The sequence below is a fragment of the Psychroserpens sp. BH13MA-6 genome (assembly GCF_052983595.1).
This window is the reverse complement of record NZ_JBRJGE010000001.1, coordinates 174,778-191,661: the sequence shown is the minus strand read 5'-3', so window position 1 is coordinate 191,661 and position 16,884 is coordinate 174,778. Positions and strand designations below refer to the sequence as shown.

16 protein-coding genes and 1 tRNA gene are annotated in these 16,884 nt (G+C 35.7%); 11 read left to right on the top strand and 6 right to left on the bottom strand.

Features of this window, described 5'->3' with window-relative positions; translation table 11 throughout:
• Positions 1–6: 6 nt before the first annotated feature.
• Positions 7–1,524, bottom strand: a complete 1,518-nt coding sequence (gene gpmI, locus ACU8DI_RS00865; RefSeq protein WP_447110844.1) for a 2,3-bisphosphoglycerate-independent phosphoglycerate mutase — start codon at positions 1,522–1,524, stop codon at positions 7–9.
• A 265-nt stretch (positions 1,525–1,789) separates the two neighbouring features.
• On the opposite strand from gpmI, the gene ACU8DI_RS00860 reads away from it, so the two are divergent.
• On the top strand, positions 1,790–2,182 hold the full coding sequence (locus ACU8DI_RS00860) for an ankyrin repeat domain-containing protein (RefSeq protein ID WP_447110843.1): 393 nt from the start codon (positions 1,790–1,792) through the stop codon (positions 2,180–2,182).
• 63 nt (positions 2,183–2,245) lie between these two features.
• Here ACU8DI_RS00860 and ACU8DI_RS00855 read toward each other — a convergent pair whose 3' ends face one another.
• Both ACU8DI_RS00855 and ACU8DI_RS00850 read right to left on the bottom strand, forming a co-directional pair.
• Positions 2,246–3,016 (bottom strand): M48 family metalloprotease, encoded by a 771-nt coding sequence (locus ACU8DI_RS00855; protein WP_447110842.1) that lies wholly within the window; start codon positions 3,014–3,016, stop codon positions 2,246–2,248.
• 24 nt (positions 3,017–3,040) lie between these two features.
• On the bottom strand, positions 3,041–3,778 hold the full coding sequence (locus tag ACU8DI_RS00850; RefSeq protein ID WP_447110841.1) for a M15 family metallopeptidase: 738 nt from the start codon (positions 3,776–3,778) through the stop codon (positions 3,041–3,043).
• Between the two features lie 94 nt (positions 3,779–3,872).
• Between ACU8DI_RS00850 and ACU8DI_RS00845 the strand changes: the two genes are divergently transcribed.
• Positions 3,873–4,298 (top strand): GNAT family N-acetyltransferase, encoded by a 426-nt coding sequence (locus tag ACU8DI_RS00845; RefSeq protein WP_447110840.1) that lies wholly within the window; start codon positions 3,873–3,875, stop codon positions 4,296–4,298.
• 49 nt (positions 4,299–4,347) lie between these two features.
• A tRNA-Gly gene (locus ACU8DI_RS00840) sits at positions 4,348–4,420 on the top strand.
• A 34-nt stretch (positions 4,421–4,454) separates the two neighbouring features.
• On the opposite strand, the gene pepE is transcribed toward ACU8DI_RS00840, so the two are convergent.
• Positions 4,455–5,162 (bottom strand): dipeptidase PepE, encoded by a 708-nt coding sequence (gene pepE, locus ACU8DI_RS00835; protein ID WP_447110839.1) that lies wholly within the window; start codon positions 5,160–5,162, stop codon positions 4,455–4,457.
• A 110-nt stretch (positions 5,163–5,272) separates the two neighbouring features.
• Between pepE and ACU8DI_RS00830 the strand changes: the two genes are divergently transcribed.
• The 8 genes from ACU8DI_RS00830 (at position 5,273) to ACU8DI_RS00795 (ending at position 15,149) form a co-directional block, all read left to right on the top strand.
• Positions 5,273–6,085, top strand: coding sequence for a carboxypeptidase-like regulatory domain-containing protein (locus tag ACU8DI_RS00830; protein ID WP_447110838.1), 813 nt, complete (start codon positions 5,273–5,275; stop codon positions 6,083–6,085).
• Positions 6,072–6,839: a hypothetical protein gene (locus ACU8DI_RS00825; RefSeq protein ID WP_447110837.1), complete on the top strand. Its 768-nt coding sequence runs from the start codon at positions 6,072–6,074 to the stop codon at positions 6,837–6,839. Before ACU8DI_RS00830 ends, ACU8DI_RS00825 begins: the two co-directional genes overlap by 14 nt.
• Positions 6,826–7,626 carry a carboxypeptidase-like regulatory domain-containing protein gene (locus ACU8DI_RS00820; RefSeq protein WP_447110836.1) on the top strand — a complete coding sequence of 267 codons (801 nt, stop codon included), beginning with the start codon at positions 6,826–6,828 and terminating at the stop codon, positions 7,624–7,626. The genes ACU8DI_RS00825 and ACU8DI_RS00820 overlap by 14 nt, the downstream gene beginning before the upstream one ends.
• Before the next feature lie 75 nt (positions 7,627–7,701).
• The gene (locus ACU8DI_RS00815; RefSeq protein ID WP_447110835.1) at positions 7,702–8,202 is read left to right on the top strand and encodes a DUF6702 family protein; all 501 of its coding nucleotides are present in this window, start codon (positions 7,702–7,704) and stop codon (positions 8,200–8,202) included.
• A gap of 23 nt (positions 8,203–8,225) precedes the next feature.
• Positions 8,226–10,523 carry a M1 family metallopeptidase gene (locus ACU8DI_RS00810; RefSeq protein WP_447110834.1) on the top strand — a complete coding sequence of 766 codons (2,298 nt, stop codon included), beginning with the start codon at positions 8,226–8,228 and terminating at the stop codon, positions 10,521–10,523.
• A gap of 151 nt (positions 10,524–10,674) precedes the next feature.
• A complete protein-coding gene (locus ACU8DI_RS00805; RefSeq protein WP_447111554.1) occupies positions 10,675–10,959 on the top strand; it encodes a Sec-independent protein translocase subunit TatA/TatB in 285 nt (94 codons plus the stop codon).
• 115 nt (positions 10,960–11,074) lie between these two features.
• A complete protein-coding gene (locus ACU8DI_RS00800) occupies positions 11,075–12,580 on the top strand; it encodes a S8 family peptidase (RefSeq protein ID WP_447110833.1) in 1,506 nt (501 codons plus the stop codon).
• Between the two features lie 277 nt (positions 12,581–12,857).
• A complete protein-coding gene (locus ACU8DI_RS00795; protein WP_447110832.1) occupies positions 12,858–15,149 on the top strand; it encodes an ATP-binding protein in 2,292 nt (763 codons plus the stop codon).
• A 3-nt stretch (positions 15,150–15,152) separates the two neighbouring features.
• Here ACU8DI_RS00795 and ACU8DI_RS00790 read toward each other — a convergent pair whose 3' ends face one another.
• Together ACU8DI_RS00790 and ACU8DI_RS00785 are read right to left on the bottom strand one after the other, a co-directional pair.
• Entirely contained in the window at positions 15,153–15,794 is a 642-nt protein-coding gene (locus ACU8DI_RS00790; RefSeq protein ID WP_447110831.1) for an O-methyltransferase, read from the bottom strand.
• Complete coding sequence (locus ACU8DI_RS00785) at positions 15,794–16,882, bottom strand: amidohydrolase family protein (protein WP_447110830.1); 1,089 nt, start codon at positions 16,880–16,882, stop codon at positions 15,794–15,796. The genes ACU8DI_RS00790 and ACU8DI_RS00785 overlap by 1 nt, the downstream gene beginning before the upstream one ends.
• Positions 16,883–16,884: the final 2 nt, after the last annotated feature.

Genomic DNA, 16,884 nt, shown 5'->3' with positions numbered 1-16,884 from the left:
AAATTATCATACTAATGAATGTTGTGTCATCGCCTCAGGTTGTTCAATACCCATGAGCTTCAAAATAGTTGGTGCAATATCACCTAAAATACCATCTTTAATGACTGGCTTTTCATTGTCAATAAGGATTACCGGAACAGGGTTGGTAGTATGAGCTGTATTTGGTGTGCCATCTGGATTAATCATGGTTTCACAATTGCCATGATCTGCTATTAAAATGGTCGTATAGTTATGATCTAATGCTGCTTCTATAACTTCTTTCACACAAGTGTCTACGGCTTCACAGGCTTTTATCGCTGCCGCCATATCACCAGTGTGTCCTACCATATCACCATTCGCAAAGTTCAAACATACGAAATCAACCTCTTCTTTTTTGAGTTCAGGTATTAAGGCATCTTTCAGTTCAAAAGCGCTCATTTCAGGTTTCAAATCATAGGTAGCTACTTTTGGTGAGTTTCTTAAAATTCTAGTCTCACCTTCAAAAGGTGTTTCTTGGCCTCCAGAAAAGAAAAAGGTGACATGCGGATATTTTTCCGTCTCGGCAATTCTTATTTGTTTTTTATGATGTTTTTCTAGAACTGCTCCTAATGTGTCAGTCAAGTTATCCTTATTAAAAACCACATTTATTCCTGAGTACGATTCATCGTAGTTTGTAAGCGTTACGTAGTGCAGGTCTAATTTGTGCATATTCTGCTCATGGAAATCTTTTTGAGATAATGCTTCCGTTAATTCACGTCCACGATCTGTTCTAAAATTGAAGAAGACTACCACGTCGCCATCCTTAATTTTAGTAATGGGTTGGTCGTTTTGATCAACCATCACAATTGGTTTTATGAACTCATCCGTAATGTTTTCATTATAACTTTCCTCAATGGCTTCCGTCGCTGATGTCGCAAAATGCCCCTTTCCATGAACCATGGCATCATAGGCGAGTTTAATACGCTCCCAACGTTTATCTCTATCCATTGCATAATAGCGTCCAGTGATAGACGCTAACTCTGTACGGGAATTTTTAATATGGTTTTCCAAGGATGTGATAAATCCAAAACCAGATTTTGGATCTACATCTCTTCCATCGGTAAAGGCATGTACGAAAGAGTTTTGAACACCATACGCATTTGCCGCGTCAATTAGGCCGAACAAATGGTCAATATGGGAATGAACACCACCATCACTAACCAAACCTAGAAAATGTATCGGTTTATTATTGCTTTTTGCATAATCAAAGGCATCAACCAAAGTTTTTTCATCTTTCAAGGTGTTGTTTTTAACGGCTAGATTAATTTTTACAAGATCTTGGTATACAATTCGTCCTGCTCCTAAATTCATATGTCCAACTTCACTATTTCCCATTTGTCCTTCGGGTAGACCAACGTGCAAGCCGTCTGTTCTCAAAGTTGCGTTTGAGTAATTGTGATAAAGTGAATCTATATAATAAGTTTTGGCATTATCTATTGCAGAAACTTTCGGGTCTGGAGACAAGCCCCAACCATCCAAAATCATTAAAATTACTTTTTTGTCCATAGTTGAAATATTAGAGTTTCAAAGATAAATGTTTCATGTTGTTATTCTATTAATCACATTGGAAAATCTCGTTAGTTATCAATTAATTATTTGATCTTTTCCTTATGTTGAAGTCATGATTTTAAATTATGATAGCATTAACAGATTTGTTTACAAAGAGTTAAATAAATGTTATTAAACATTTTTTTGTGTAACACTATTGAAAATATATCGTCTCTTTAGTATAATCAAAAAACATAAATCAATTTAATTAAAATCTTTCATCATGAAAAAATCAGCAGTAATTATCGCATTGGCATTAGGGTTCTCTTTTACAACCTTGAATGCTACCAACAACATTGTAACTCCAGTTAATCTGGAATCTCACGAAACTTTGACCAAAAGAGTGGTAGATCCTTTTTGTATCTCTATTGTAAAAGGAGATATTGAAACGGTTAAAAAGCTTATCGACTTAGGACAGAACATCAACAAAAAATCTAATGGATTGACTCCAGCGATGTATGCCGCCAAATACAACAGGTTAGACATTCTTAAGCTACTTGTTGAAAAGGGCGCTAAGTTAGATCTGAAATCTTCAAAAGGGATGACAGCAGAAAAATATGCTGAACTCTCTAATGCAAAAGATACATTGGCATATATCAAAGGTTTAGAGTCTTAAAAACATGTTTCAGTAGAATGAAGCAATTATTTGAGTTAGTTAGTTAAAATGCACTTTAAGTTTTTAAAGTGCATTTTTGTATTTTTCAATAGACTCTTGAATTTTCTCTATTCTATTATCAGGATCAGGATGCGTACTTTGGAATTCTGGCACTCGGTTAGGTCCAGTAGCAGCTTTTAGAATTTCCATAACACCAATCATTTCATTTGGATCATAACCGGCTCTCATCATAAACCTAACACCTAGGTCATCACTCTCTAATTCGTCATCTCTTCCATTTGTTAATAGTGTTTGCTGCCCAATACCACTTACTAATCCGCCAATATCACCACCTACAGAACCTGCTGTAGCTAATCCTTGCCAATATTCGCTTTCCGCTATACGTTCAGCACTATGTCTTCCTAGAACATGGCCTATTTCATGTCCGAGAACACCCGCTAGTTGATCTTCATTTTCTAGTTTAGCAAATAACGCATAGGTGATAAATACTTGTCCGCCTGGAAGTGCAAATGCATTGATTGTATTTGGATCTGCGAGTAAATGAAATTCATATTTATAAGGGGTTTCATTGGCAATACTACTATTAACTAGTTTATTGCCAACATTATCAACCATGGCTTGGTATTGGTTATTTGGATGAAGTCCACCATGTTGTTGTGCCATTTGTGGCGCACTTGCCAAACCAATTTGTATTTCCTTATCAGGAGACATGGATATCGTCTGCATTCTACCCGTGTATGGGTTCTCTTCTCTTTGGCTACAGCGTTTTACAACGAAAAAGAGTGCTATTGCTACACCAATAAGCAGTCTAATCTTTAGGTTTCTTCCTCTCATGATTGAAATAATTAGTATATAAATTTACAAAAGTTCTGGATTTATATCCAAAATATTTTGGTTTAAGTAATTCGATATGAATTCGTCAGAAAAATGATCGCCTCCCAAGAGGTCTTCTGAAGTTATGATATGTTTTAAATCGCGTTTCTGAAAGGCTTTTAAATAAGCTTTTGATAAGGGTTTATAACTATAGTGCCAAGGTTCATACTTAAATCCTTGACGATTAGTTAGGTTGGTGTAAACTAAATGAAATCCATAATCATTGGCATGTTTATCCATCCATTTTTTCAATTTTGAGTAGCAACCATTATCATTAAAATGTCGCGGATGTAATACGTTGGCCGGTTGTGGAACATTACCATCGATAATATCTAAATCTGTACCCCAATGATGTCTTGAAGTTCCAGGTATTGTGGAATATTCGATAATTTTTTTGATGCTTTCAGTTGGATTTAGACCACTGTTGATATTTTGCTTGTACTTGCGCTCCCAAATACGATTCTGATGCGCGTAACTTCGGTAACTGGAAACCACCTGAATGTGTATGTTACTATTTCTTGCTGCCGATGAAAGTTTTAGAAAAGCTTCATGTGCTTCTTTTCGCAATTTATAGGATGCCCCAAAAAGTTTTGGATGTCCTTTTCCTATAAGGTCTTCATAAGAGATAAGAGATTGCTCACTCTGAAAAAGGTGAGAGGGCAATAGAGTTAAACCAGCTCCTAATAAAGAAGTGTTTTTTAAAAATGTACGTCGTTTTATCATGATTCATTTAATACATTAAATGTGCCAATAATATCTGAAATGATATGAAACTCAAACTTAACTAAAATATTTATCTTCACTTAAAAATTTAGTCATGCCATTTCAATTTAAGATTATAGACAATTCTCAAATTTTTGACGTCATACCTTTGATTCAAAAATTGACGAGCCAAAGGTTTTCTGATGAAGTTTTGCAACAAAGATTTGCAGAGATGGTCACCCAAAATTATGAGTGTGCTGTCATATATGAAGATTTGGATTTGATTGGCGTTTCCGGATTGTGGTTTAGCACGAGGCATTATGCTGGAAAAAGTGTTGAGTTAGACCATGTGTATATTGATGAAGCCTACAGAGGTAAAGGACTAGGAAAACAATTTTTAAAATGGATTTACGACTATGTGAAAGTCAAGGGTTGTGAATCTGCGGAATTAAATACTTATGTCAACAATTATCCGTCGCATAAGTTTTACTACAATGAAGCATTTGAAATTTTAGGCTATCATTTTTTTAAAAAGTTGTGAATTCTTATTCGCCTAAATAAAAAGATATTTTATATTTGCCGTCGCAAAGGCGAGAGTAGCTCAGTTGGTAGAGCGTCAGCCTTCCAAGCTGAATGTCGCCGGTTCGAACCCGGTCTCTCGCTCTAAAAGCTTCACTTAAATTAGTGAAGCTTTTTTTTATGTAAGTTGACTTAAATCCGTACCTGTTTTTATTTCATAAGGTGTTTTGTCATATTCAAAAATTCGAGCGTCCAAGGTTCCTTTTAAAGAAATTTGTTGACCTTTCACTTCTAGCCAACTCCCTTCTCTTAGACCAACTACTGGTTGCGTATTAAATTTATGAAATTCCTTAATTCGTGTCTCACGAGTTTCACCCATATGCTTGCTAGTGGGATCAGGATCTAAATAATGTGGATTAATATTGAATGGGACAAAACCAAAGGTTTTAAAACTAGGAGGATACACAATTGGCATATCGTTCGTTGTGTTTATGGTGAGTCCGCAAATGTTACTACCAGCACTCGTACCTAAATAAGGCGTGCCGTCATTGACAACCGTTTTTATGGTGTCTATGAGATCGTGTTTGTAGAGTTGATTTACCAATACAAACGTATTACCACCACCAGTAAATATAGCTTGTGCATTTTTGATGGCTTCTTTTGGATTATCAAATTCATGAATACCTCTCACTTTCTTATCAATTTTATCAAAAGCTTGTTGAATGCGTTCCGTGTAGGTGTCATGTGTTATACCACTTGGTCTTGCATACGGAATAAATAGAATTTCTGAGGCATTTTTATAGAATTCTTGTAAAGGCGTCATTAAATAATCCAATGGCTTTCCACCATGAATTGTTGAAGTGCTGGCTATAAGTATATTTTTCATTGGATGTAATTTGTTGTAAATTTAGATAAAGGATTAATTTAACAAAAGTTTAGTGCGCCTTTATTAATAATTTAAGGTTTCAAATCTTTACTTTACTTAAAACAACAACTATGAAAAAAATTTTACTTCTACTATTGACATTTTCTTTTACTTACTTAGGCGCTCAAAATTTGGAACGTATTGAGGTTGAAGGTAAGATTATCGTGGAAGGCGATGATGTTGAAGGCATCACTGTTTTTAACACATCTTCTAATAAAGGAGTTATCACTAACGAAAAAGGCGAATTTAAAATTGCCTTAGCGCTCAACGATTTTATTGAGTTTCGGGCCTTACAATATCAAAATTTTGATTTAAAAGTGAGTCAGGCGATAATTGATTCTAAAAGAATGCGTGTGTTTCTAATAGAAGAAATTAATAAGCTCGATGAAATACTAGTATTAACCAAAGGTTTAACGGGAGATTTGGGAACAGATGTTTCATCAGTCCAGACGTTTAATCCAAAATTGGATGCTTTATATTTTGGTATTAAGCGAAGTGATGAATATGAGTTTAGTGATGATAATCGTTCAAGTATAGAAAATGAAGTTGTTCATTCTCAAGCACGCACCATGGTAAACGGATTGAATATTGTTAATGTCGTTGATCAGTTACTGTTGCCATTATTCAGAAATAAAATAAAAGACAAGGAGGCTTCTGGCGTGCCGGAAGTGCCAACCACTTCGGTGAAATATTATTTTGGATCAGAATTTATCATCGATAACTTTAATATACCAGAGCATCGGGTCGAAGAATTTATAAGGTTTGTGGAAGATGATGAAGATTTTGACGTGACGTTACTCAATTATGGTAGGGAATTAGAGTTTTTAGAATTACTGTATCAAAAAAGTCTCATTTTCCTAAAATCTGGTGGTGATAAAGAGTAAGCATTTATTTGTTTTTATACTACTTTTTTGTGCGCCGAATCTCGAAGCACAAACACAAGACATCACTGGTAAGATTTATGCCAATGGTGAAGTTTCAGGAATTCATGTTTTGAATATTTCTGCGAGTAAATTTAGTGTTAGCGATGATGAAGGTAATTTTGTGATACCTGTTCGCTTAAGTGATACCGTCATCGTTTCAGGAGTGCAGTATAAACGATATCAGCTAGTTATAGATGATATAATCATGCAGGCTAAACAAGTAATTGTGAACCTTGAAGCTGGTGTTAATGAATTGGATGAGGTGGTTGTTGGTAAGGTGTTAACAGGTGATTTGATGACTGATATTGAAAATAATGAATCTAAGCGCGACATAAATTTCTATGATTTGGGAATACCTGGTTATACTGGGCCAAGAATGACACAAAGTGAGAGACGCTTATATGAGGCCAACAGTGGTGGTGGAATTGTGCCACTTAACCCATTAATTAATTGGATTACAGGACGAAATAAGCGTTTGAAAGCCCAGATAAAACGAGAAGCGTTGGAAGTGGCCAGAAATGAAGCCGAAGCCAAATTTTCAAAATTGCTTTTTGAGGACGATACCCTGAGTGCATCTATGCGGAAGGAATTTTTCTTCTTTTGTAGTGATGACCCCAAATTTAAACAAGTAAGTGATCGAGGTACAGACCTAGAAATGTTGATGTTTTTACAAGAAAAACTGAGCCAATTTAAATTACAAATTGAAGAAAAATAAAGACATATTCATTCTGTTGGCGGCTTTCTGCTTGGTCCTTGCAGTTCCTGCACAAACGATTAATTTAAAAGGAAAGATTACAGCCAATGCCGATGTTGGGCATATTCATGTTCTTAACATTTCAGCTAAAGAATATACAGTCTCAGATGATCAAGGCCAATTTGAAATTCCGGTAAACGTAAAAGATACCCTCTTAATTTCAAGCGTCCAGTACATCCCTCAGCACATACAAATCACTAAAGAAATTCTGGACAGTAAGACACTAAATGTCGTTCTTGAAGATAGGGTCAACGAGCTAGACGAAGTGGTTGTTGGAAAGGTGTTGACTGGTAATTTGCTCATAGATGTTGAAAACAGTGATGCCCAGCGTGATATTAATTTTTATGACCTTGGAATTCCTGGCTATACAGGAAAACCTAAAACCCAAAAGGAACGTCGTTTGTATGAAGCAGACGCAGGAAAATCCATTGTGATAGCACCTTTATTCATTGGTATTAACATTCATAAGATCCTCAATAAGATTTCAGGTCGTACAAAGAAACTTAAAAGCCATGTAAAATTGGAAGCTCAAATAACCTGTATGAACCAGATGACCTCCGAGTTTAAGTCCTTACTGTTTGCAGATGAATCGATTACCGATGCCATGATAGCCGATTTTTTCTATTACGCAGCTGAAGACCCAAAGTTTACAGAATTATGTAGCGATTACAATAGTTTTGAAGTTTATAAGTTTTTGGTTTCAAAATTACAAGCGATAGACGACGACAATTCTCAGTCTAAGGATTAAATCCATTCAAGTATTAACATTTTTTAAGACCTTATTTTTTGATAAAATGGCTATTTTTACAACTTAATGATTGTTATGAATGCCATAAGGCTTACTATTTTAGCTTTAATATTTCCCTTATTTACCGCTGTTGCCCACAAATATTATGTGAGTGTGACACAGGTAAGTTATGTCAAGGAGAAACGAGCGGTTCAAATGATATCCCGAATTGATATTGCGGATTTAGAATTGACCTTACAAGAACGTTATGATTCATCTATCAAACTGACTGATATCAATGAAAAACCTATAGTCGATTCCTACATTAAATCTTATTTAGATCAAAAATTACAAATCAAGATTAATACACAAAAAACCGCTTTCAATTTTATAGGAAAAGAATACCAAAACGACCTGATCGTTTGTTATTTGGAAATAGAAAATATTGACGCTATCAACACCATTGAAATTAAAAACGCATTACTCTTTGATAGGTTTTCAGACCAGAAGAATATTGTAAAAACTAAAATAAACGGATCGGTCGAGAATTTAATTTTCACGAGAGAACAACAAGACCAATACTTAAACTTTAAATAATTCAACCCTTTTTAATTACATCTATGAAATTACTAAAATACATGTGTTTGTCCATAGCTTTTTTGTCACTAAATGCTTGGGCACAGGATCAAGAACAAGATCGTAAACCTGGTCATACAAATCAGAATAAATTTAAACAGTTGTATGATGAGTTTTCGACACCAAATATGTTTCGAACCGGTTCTGGAGCACCTGGTCCTGCGTACTATCAGCAACAAGCTGATTACAAAATGGATATTGAAATTAACGATGAAACCGCTGTACTAAGTGGTAATGAAACCATTACTTACACCAATAATTCTCCTGACGAGTTGAGCTATTTATGGGTGCAATTAGATCAGAATGTACGTCAAAAGGACTCGCCATCTCAAGATATTGGTACGAGTCGAGTGGCACCAGCTTTATCGGCATCTAGATTTGCGTCTTCTTATATGGAAGAGCGTTTTGATGGTGGATTCAATATTGAAAAAGTGACAAGTACAGATGGTAAAGCACTCCCTCATACCATACACCAAACCATGATGCGTATTGAGTTGCCTAAACCAATGAAGACTGGTGATAAGTTTTCTTTCAATATCAAATGGTGGTATCAGATAAATAATCATGTAACCGATGGTGGACGTTCTGGCTATGAGTTATTCCCTGACGGAAATAGAAACTATGTAATCGCGCAATTCTATCCTAGAATGGCTGTTTATAATGATGTAGAAGGTTGGCAAAACTCTCAATTCTGGGGTCGTGACGAATTTGCGCTTCCATTCGGAAATTTTGAAGTAAATATAACGGTTCCTGCAGATCATCTCTTGGACGGTACAGGCCGACTTACAAATAGAAAAGACGTGTTCTCAAGTGATATGATGAAGCGTTATGAAAAAGCGAAAACATCTTATAAAGAACCGGTAGTTATAGCGACACAAGAAGAAGCTGAGGCAAGAGAAAAATCCCGCTCAAAGAAAAAGAAGACTTGGAAATTGTCCGCAGAAAATGTTCGAGATTTTGGTTTTGCAACTTCAAGAAAATACATATGGGATATGATGGCCGTAAAAATTGGTGATAAAGACGTTATGGCTGTGTCTCTATACTCTAAAGAAGGAAATCCTCTTTGGGAACAATGGTCTACAAAAGCCGTGGCTAGTACATTGAAATCGTACTCTCGAATGACTTTCGATTACCCTTATCATAAAGCCATTTCAGTACATGCAAGACGCCAAGGAATGGAATATCCAATGATTTGTTGGAATTATGGTAGACCAGATGAAAATGGTAATTATGATGATCGCACAAAATATGGTATGATGAGTGTGATCATTCACGAAGTTGGGCATAACTTTTTCCCAATGATTGTGAATAGTGATGAACGCCAATGGACTTGGATGGACGAAGGACTAAATACATTCATGCAATATGTTGCAGAGCAAGATTTTGGAGAGTGGTATCCAGATGCCTTATCTCCAGGAGATGAAACTTACCCATCGCGTCGTGGACCTGCCAAAAATATTGTGAGGTATATGGGAGGTAATCAAGATTATATTTCGCCTATCATGACCAAAGGTTTGAATGTATATCAGTTTGGTAATAACGCCTACGGAAAACCAGCAACAGCCTTAAATATTTTGAGAGAAACGGTTATGGGACGTGAATTGTTCGATTATGCCTTCAAGGAATATGCACAACGCTGGATGTTCAAACACCCAACACCTGAAGACTTTTTCCGTACGATGGAAGATGCATCCGCATTCGATTTGGATTGGTACTGGAGAGGATGGTTTTATACAACAGATTGGGTAGATATAGGTCTTAAAGATGTTAAAAAATATTACGTGTCTTCAATCCCTAATCAATACGCCAAAAATTATGCGGAAAGTAGAAGTTTGAATTTAGATGATCTTGATTTAGTTTACTTAACAGAAGAAGGTAGTGAAGAGTTTGACGAAAAATTACGTCAAGGGACCTCAGAAGATAATTCACCAACCTTGAAAGCTTATCTTTTGGATAATTTTACGGCTGAAGAACGACAAAAAATGCAGCAGCCTAAATATTTTTATGACATTACTTTTGAAAAACCAGGTGGTTTAGTTATGCCTATTATTGTTGAATATACTTACGCAGATGGAACATCTAAAACAGAAACGTATCCAGCACAAATTTGGCGTTATAATGATAACGAGGTCACTAAAGCGATTGCTTCAGAAAAAGAAATCGTTTCAATTACGATCGATCCAAAACAAGAAACAGCGGATATTGATACTACCAACAATTCATGGCCAAAAGAAGTGGAGGATAGTGAATTTGATAAATTCAAAAATAAAGTGAAAGGTTAATCATTCACATTTAAATTAAAAAAAAAGACCGGCTTTTACAGCCGGTTTTTTTATGTTTTTTGCTGTACACATACCATGAGCAACAGAAGCTTGTAGAAATGGTGTTAATTGTATAATTAATATCAAAACATCTCATTATATTTGCAACGTGATATACAAGTCAACATTATTATTTATCGGAACAACAGAAGTAATGTTTATACTTCTCGTGGTGGTCATGGTGTTTGGTGCCAAACGTATACCTGAAATTGCTAAAGGTATGGGTAAAGGTATGAGAATGTTACGCGACGCTACCAACGATATTAAAACTGAAATCACCAATAGTGCCGAAAAGCAAGGTATTGATACAAGTGTCACTAAAGACATTCAAGAGGAGATCAATAAGGTGAAAGATGATCTTGAAGATTTTACGGGTTCCATCCGAAGAAACCCTTAATTGCTAATTCAGCAGAAATCATAACTTATTTTTATTCATATCGTAATATTTAGTGCGATAAAACTCTAATTATTTAATATATTTAGGAAATCATTAACCATCTAAATCTTATTAAATGAAAAGAATGTACTTAAAGGTAGTGCTATTACTAGCCATTACCATCGTATCTTGTGCTAAAGAAGATGCTATTATTGAAATTGAATCTCAAGAACATCAATTTCCAGAAGACCCACTTACCGTCCAAGAAATCAATCAACGAATTAGTGAAACATTGAGAGCCACAGGTGATTTCGATTGGAATAAGGTGGATGCTCATTTCTTATGGAGTGCTGTGATTCATGGACAAAATGTTTTAACTATAGGCTATGGTAATGAAGGTCAAAGCTTTAGTGAAACTAGAGACACCGAATTGGAAAATAAAAAGAATGGCTTGATTGAAATTGTACTCGAAAAGGAAGGCATTGATAAAAGTGACCTAAAACTTGTGGAGCAAGAGATTTTGACGGTTATCGATGTAGGCGTAGAAAATATCGCAACCATTATTGCCCTTAAAAACCATAAAGACGTCCGTTATTTGGAACCTAATGGATATAATTTATTTGTGTTTGATGAAGTTGAAAGATCCAGTTCTGGATGTGATAAAAATGGCGATTACATAAATGCATCCCACTATACCACCGTTAGCCCAAATAACGCTCAAGTATCTTGGCATTTTGGCGAGCATAATATTCAGCAGGCTTGGGGACTCACGACTGGATCAGGAGTTACGGTTGGATTAATTGATACTGGTGTATCACAATCGCAGTACCTGTTGAATTCGTCAGGATTTAATGACGGTTATTCAAATGGTCGTTTTGTTCAAAAGTATGGCACCTTCATCGATTCGAGTTGGTGGTGGTCTAGCAATTACGATGGTCCTCATGATAAATGTGGACATGGTACGGCCATGGGATCTACCATAGCGTCACCACGAAATGATAATGGTATGCCTGTTGGTGTTGCTTATAATTCGAATTTGGTGGCATATAGAGCCACCGAAGACGTTCTTTTAAATGACTATCATGAGCGTAAAGGAGTGTCTCGCGCCTTAACAGAACTAGGGAATAGGAGCGATGTAAAAATTATTTCTATGTCTATCGGTTATGTTTGGTCCATAGGAAATATCAAAGATGCGGTTAAATACGCTTACAGTAAAAATAAACTGATCTTTGCGGCTGGTGGAACTTCCACAAGTTTTACAAACGGGTTTGGCGTTATCTTTCCAGCTACCATGAGTGAGACAGTAGCCGTTACAGGTGTCGATGACGGTAGCAACTATGAGCGTTGTGAAACTTGTCATAGTGGTGATAAAATTGATTTTACCATTATTATGGAAGGTGATAATAACACGAGTAAGGCACCTCCAGTTCTAGGGTTTTATAATGGTGACCGCAGATATACTGGTGGTTCTTCGGTAGCCACTGCTACAACAGCAGGTATCGCAGCACTTGTTTGGTCAAGACACCCAACATGGAGCAGAACTCAGGTTTTAAATAGATTGAAACAATCCTCAGATTTCTATCCGTATAGAAATGGCAGTTTTGGTTATGGAAATATTGATGCTTGGCAAGCTGTTCAATAATAATCAAAAATAAGATTAATTGAAACCTCTGCACAAGTAGAGGTTTCTTTGTTTTTAAATGGCTTTTTTCCATATTAAAGCAAGATTGATGGCTGAATTGTCGTTGAAATTTGACCCTGTGACTCATTTAAAAATCCTCGTTTTAAGGATGTATTTCATCGATTTTACGCTGAGAACTATGAATTTCAACGCTAAAAAGATGCATTCAACGATAATATTGCATTATTACTGATACAAACAAATACATTGTGGTTCCCAAATTAACCTATACTGAATTATGAAAGCAAACCTACTTTACTGTTTTCTGTTATGTCACCTCTTGTCTTTCGGTCAAACCGAAAGAGCTCTAATCAATAAAATTGATAGCATCAATGAGCAAGCTCTTTATCATTATCGCAGTAACGAGCTTGTAAAATCTTTTAATGCCTTTAACACAGCAATTAAATTATCAGATTCTATTAAGGATCACTATGGCAATGCTGTGGCTAATTTCACTATTGGTAAGATTTACAATTATATGCAAGATGATAACAAGGCTGAGGTAAGTTATACTCGAGCCATTCAAGCATCGAGATTAGCAAGTGATAATTTTATTTTGGCAAGCTCTTATTTAAACTTGGGTAAGATGTTTATGCGTCATGAACCGCCAACCAAAGCCATTCCATATTTAGAGAAGGCCTTGTATTATACGAATAAACATGAGCTTCGTGATCAAAATAATAAAGATTGTAAAAATGAGATCCTGTTTGAGACACATATCATTTTGGCAAAATTATATTTGGAAATTTCAGATACACAGAATGCGTTGATATATCTTTCCAAGGCGGAACGAGATTTAAAGCATATCAATGACCAAGGATACTCGGAAGCCCAATGGAATTTGGTTTTTGGCGAGTACTGTATCTATAAAGAATTATATAATAGTGCCAGTATGAAGCTAAACAAAGCAGCTGCTTTGTTGGAACAGCATAATGTTGGTAACGCAGAGAATAAAAAGGAACTACTGAGTGCTATCTATGAAAAATTGTCGACATGTTATGCTTGGTTAGAAAATGATAGCCGCGCCTATCAAACACTTCTCATTCATAATTCGTATAAAGATGAATTATTAAATGAAGAGCGAATCAGACAAGATATTATTGCCAAATCGAAATTGTCCATAGAGAATTATAAGAATGTAGCGCAATTGGCGAATAGCGAACGAATAGAGCAGTTGGTCGCAAGTAACAAGATAAAGAATGTCAATATTATTATTTCCATCATGGTCTTTTTACTTGGTATTTCATTATTAACCATGTATAAAAGTTATAGCTCTAAACGAAAGTTAAGTGATATTCTTAAAGCAAGGAATAAAGAATTAGAACTCGCTAAAAATGAGGCTGAAAAATCTTCAGAATTAAAAAGTAACTTCATCTCCAATGTGACCCATGAATTGAGAACACCACTTTATGGTGTTGTAGGATTGACATCTATTCTCTTAAAGAATAATAGTTTGAGTTCAAGAGATACGAAATTTTTAAAATCTTTAAAATACTCAGGAGATTATCTATTAAACTTGGTGAATGATGTCCTTCAAATTGAAAAAATTGAATCCCAAAAAATTGAACTTAAAAATGTCACGGTCAATATCCGACTATTAATAGAAAATTTAGTTAATTCATTTGATTATCGCTTGGAGGAAACAAATAATGAACTGCAAATTAGCATTGATAAGCATATACCCGAATTTATTAAATGTGATAATGTGAGGTTATCTCAAGTATTAATCAATCTGATAGGAAATAGTATTAAGTTTACTGAAAATGGGAAAATCCATATTCGAATCTTGCATCTAAATACAGTAGGTGATCACGTGAGTCTTCGTTTTGAAATCGAGGACAATGGTCCGGGAATTCCAAAGGAAAAACAAAAGACTATTTTTGAGAATTTTTCACAATTAGACGATAATAGCAATACGAATTATCAAGGTACGGGATTAGGTTTACCAATTTCAAAAAATATCATTGAGCTTTTTGGAAGTGTTTTAGAAGTGGAGAGTGAGATCAACTCAGGAACCATATTCAGCTTTGAATTAACCTTCGATATTGATAGAGAAGCTAAAGCCAATGTTAGGAAAGTGAATAAAACAAGGGGTCGATCTACAGGATTGAATAGAAAGTACAAGATTTTGGTCGCTGAAGACAATAAAATCAATCAAATAGTCACACAAAATTTATTACATAAAGAAAACTATGAGTGTGTCATTGCGAAAAACGGACAGGAAGCTGTTGAAATTTTTGAGACGACGCATTTCGATTTGATTTTAATGGATATTAATATGCCAATTATGGATGGTAATGAGGCCACTAAAATAATTAGAGCCTCAAATGCCAATGTACCAATTATTGCATTAACGGCAGCAGATATTGAAGAGGTGAAAGGTAATTACCAACTTATAGGTTATGATGATGTCATCACAAAGCCATTTGATAATTATGAATTTTTTCAAACGGTTTCAGAACATATTGAAAAATACAAATCAATACATCATGCGGAATTAAATGAACCTAGACTCGTAAAAGTGTCTTAAGTGTTACTTTTTCCTGCTAATGGTCAAGCCGTCCCTAATGGGAAGGACAACTGTTTCAACTCGAGCATCATTTTTTAAAAGTGTATTAAACGCCAAGACTGCTTTAGTCGATAGGTCTTTATCAGTCACTGGCTCTATCACTTTACCATGCCAAAGCACATTGTCTGATAAGATAATTCCACCAGGATTAAGCTTGTCAATAATCGCATGAAAATAATTGACGTAATTGGGTTTGTCGGCATCTATAAACACCAAATCAAAGGTTTTATCGAGCTGAGGAATGATTTCAAGCGCGTTCCCCAAATGCTGATGTATGTTGGATCCGTATTCCGAAAGATTAAAATATTTCCGTTGAAAATCTACAAGCTCTTCATTAATATCTATCGTATGTACCTCACCTGATGGTTGTAAACCTTCAGCCAAACAAAGGGTCGCATAGCCTGTAAATGTGCCTAATTCCAATATGGACTTAGGTCTTACTAATTTTGAAATCATACTCAAAATACGACCTTGATACGGCCCAGAAAGCATGATTGGTTGTAATACTTTTTGATAGGTTTCTCTTGTGAGCTGTTGTAGTAAAATTGGCTCATCTTCAGAATGAGACACAACATACTGGTCAAGTTTATCAGGTAAGAAATGCATTATCCCAAGATACGTTTGTAGAGTTTGTCTTTTTGTGCTTGATTATCACCGCAAAGCCACTGTATCACATTGTCCTCCCAAATAGCGTCGCGTTCGTCTTCTGTGATAATAGCACGCTCGATTGCTAAATCCAATATCTTACCAGGATAGGATGATTGTTTTTCGCTTTCCATTTCTCCTAAGGGATAAGGGTCGTCAAGTCCCATAAGAACCTGCTTTGAAGTTTGATTTTTAATGAGCAACTGTAAGCCACCAGTATCATGTACTAAGGTGTCAAAAAAGATGTTTTTATGACCTACAGCTTTTCTAGGATGGCTTTTTCCTTCAAATAAATCTGGTCTGCCATCAAACCCTTGAATACGTCGTCCTAAATTAATTTGTGCGAGTTGTCCGCCATGAGCAAAACAAGTACGCATATTAGGGTATTTATCTTGGTAGCCGTTAAGCGTGAGAAAATGATAGGCATCCGCACATTGTGCTAACATCCAAATTAGATGAAAACGCCATGAGGTATTTTCTAATTTAATAAATTTTTCACCATCGTATGGATGAATTTCTACGGCTAGGTTATACTTATTGGCCAATTCGAAAATAGGTTCGTTTTCTTCATCGAAAATACAACGCCAAGTGCCAATCGTATCCATATAGTGGGTTGGTAAACACAGTAATTGCATTCCTAATTCCTCCACGCAACGCTCTATTTCCCAGCAAGCACCTCTTACAAAACCAGGATGAACGACAAATCCACACGTAAATTTACTCGGATTCTCTTTTTGAATGCGAGCATTAAAATCGTTTTGAAACCTTAAAGCTTGTTTCATCTCCTCTACACGCAGTCCGTTTCCATATAATTGCGACAGGTTGAGCACTACGGCATGATCAATTTTAAAGCGTTCCATCCACGCCAATTTTTCATTCAGAAAGAAACTAGAATCGGTTATTGGTCGGTTCCAATCCTTTTGAAGCATAAATTTACGGTCTTTATCAACCCAAAAAATACCTTTGTCTTTCATGAACTGAGGGATTTCCTCAGGATAAGGTAATAGATGTGAGTGACCGTTTATTCGTAATTTACGTTGGTTTTCCATAG

Excerpts from the sequence above, each read along its gene's own strand:
- gpmI (WP_447110844.1), bottom strand. The coding sequence starts at position 1,524 with ATGGACAAAAAAGTAATTTTAATGATTTTGGATGGTTGGGGCTTGTCT.
- ACU8DI_RS00860 (WP_447110843.1), top strand. The coding sequence starts at position 1,790 with ATGAAAAAATCAGCAGTAATTATCGCATTGGCATTAGGGTTCTCTTTT.
- ACU8DI_RS00855 (WP_447110842.1), bottom strand. The coding sequence starts at position 3,016 with ATGAGAGGAAGAAACCTAAAGATTAGACTGCTTATTGGTGTAGCAATA.
- ACU8DI_RS00850 (WP_447110841.1), bottom strand. The coding sequence starts at position 3,778 with ATGATAAAACGACGTACATTTTTAAAAAACACTTCTTTATTAGGAGCT.
- ACU8DI_RS00845 (WP_447110840.1), top strand. The coding sequence starts at position 3,873 with ATGCCATTTCAATTTAAGATTATAGACAATTCTCAAATTTTTGACGTC.
- pepE (WP_447110839.1), bottom strand. The coding sequence starts at position 5,162 with ATGAAAAATATACTTATAGCCAGCACTTCAACAATTCATGGTGGAAAG.
- ACU8DI_RS00830 (WP_447110838.1), top strand. The coding sequence starts at position 5,273 with ATGAAAAAAATTTTACTTCTACTATTGACATTTTCTTTTACTTACTTA.
- ACU8DI_RS00815 (WP_447110835.1), top strand. The coding sequence starts at position 7,702 with ATGAATGCCATAAGGCTTACTATTTTAGCTTTAATATTTCCCTTATTT.
- ACU8DI_RS00810 (WP_447110834.1), top strand. The coding sequence starts at position 8,226 with ATGAAATTACTAAAATACATGTGTTTGTCCATAGCTTTTTTGTCACTA.
- ACU8DI_RS00800 (WP_447110833.1), top strand. The coding sequence starts at position 11,075 with ATGAAAAGAATGTACTTAAAGGTAGTGCTATTACTAGCCATTACCATC.
- ACU8DI_RS00795 (WP_447110832.1), top strand. The coding sequence starts at position 12,858 with ATGAAAGCAAACCTACTTTACTGTTTTCTGTTATGTCACCTCTTGTCT.
- ACU8DI_RS00790 (WP_447110831.1), bottom strand. The coding sequence starts at position 15,794 with ATGCATTTCTTACCTGATAAACTTGACCAGTATGTTGTGTCTCATTCT.
- ACU8DI_RS00785 (WP_447110830.1), bottom strand. The coding sequence starts at position 16,882 with ATGGAAAACCAACGTAAATTACGAATAAACGGTCACTCACATCTATTA.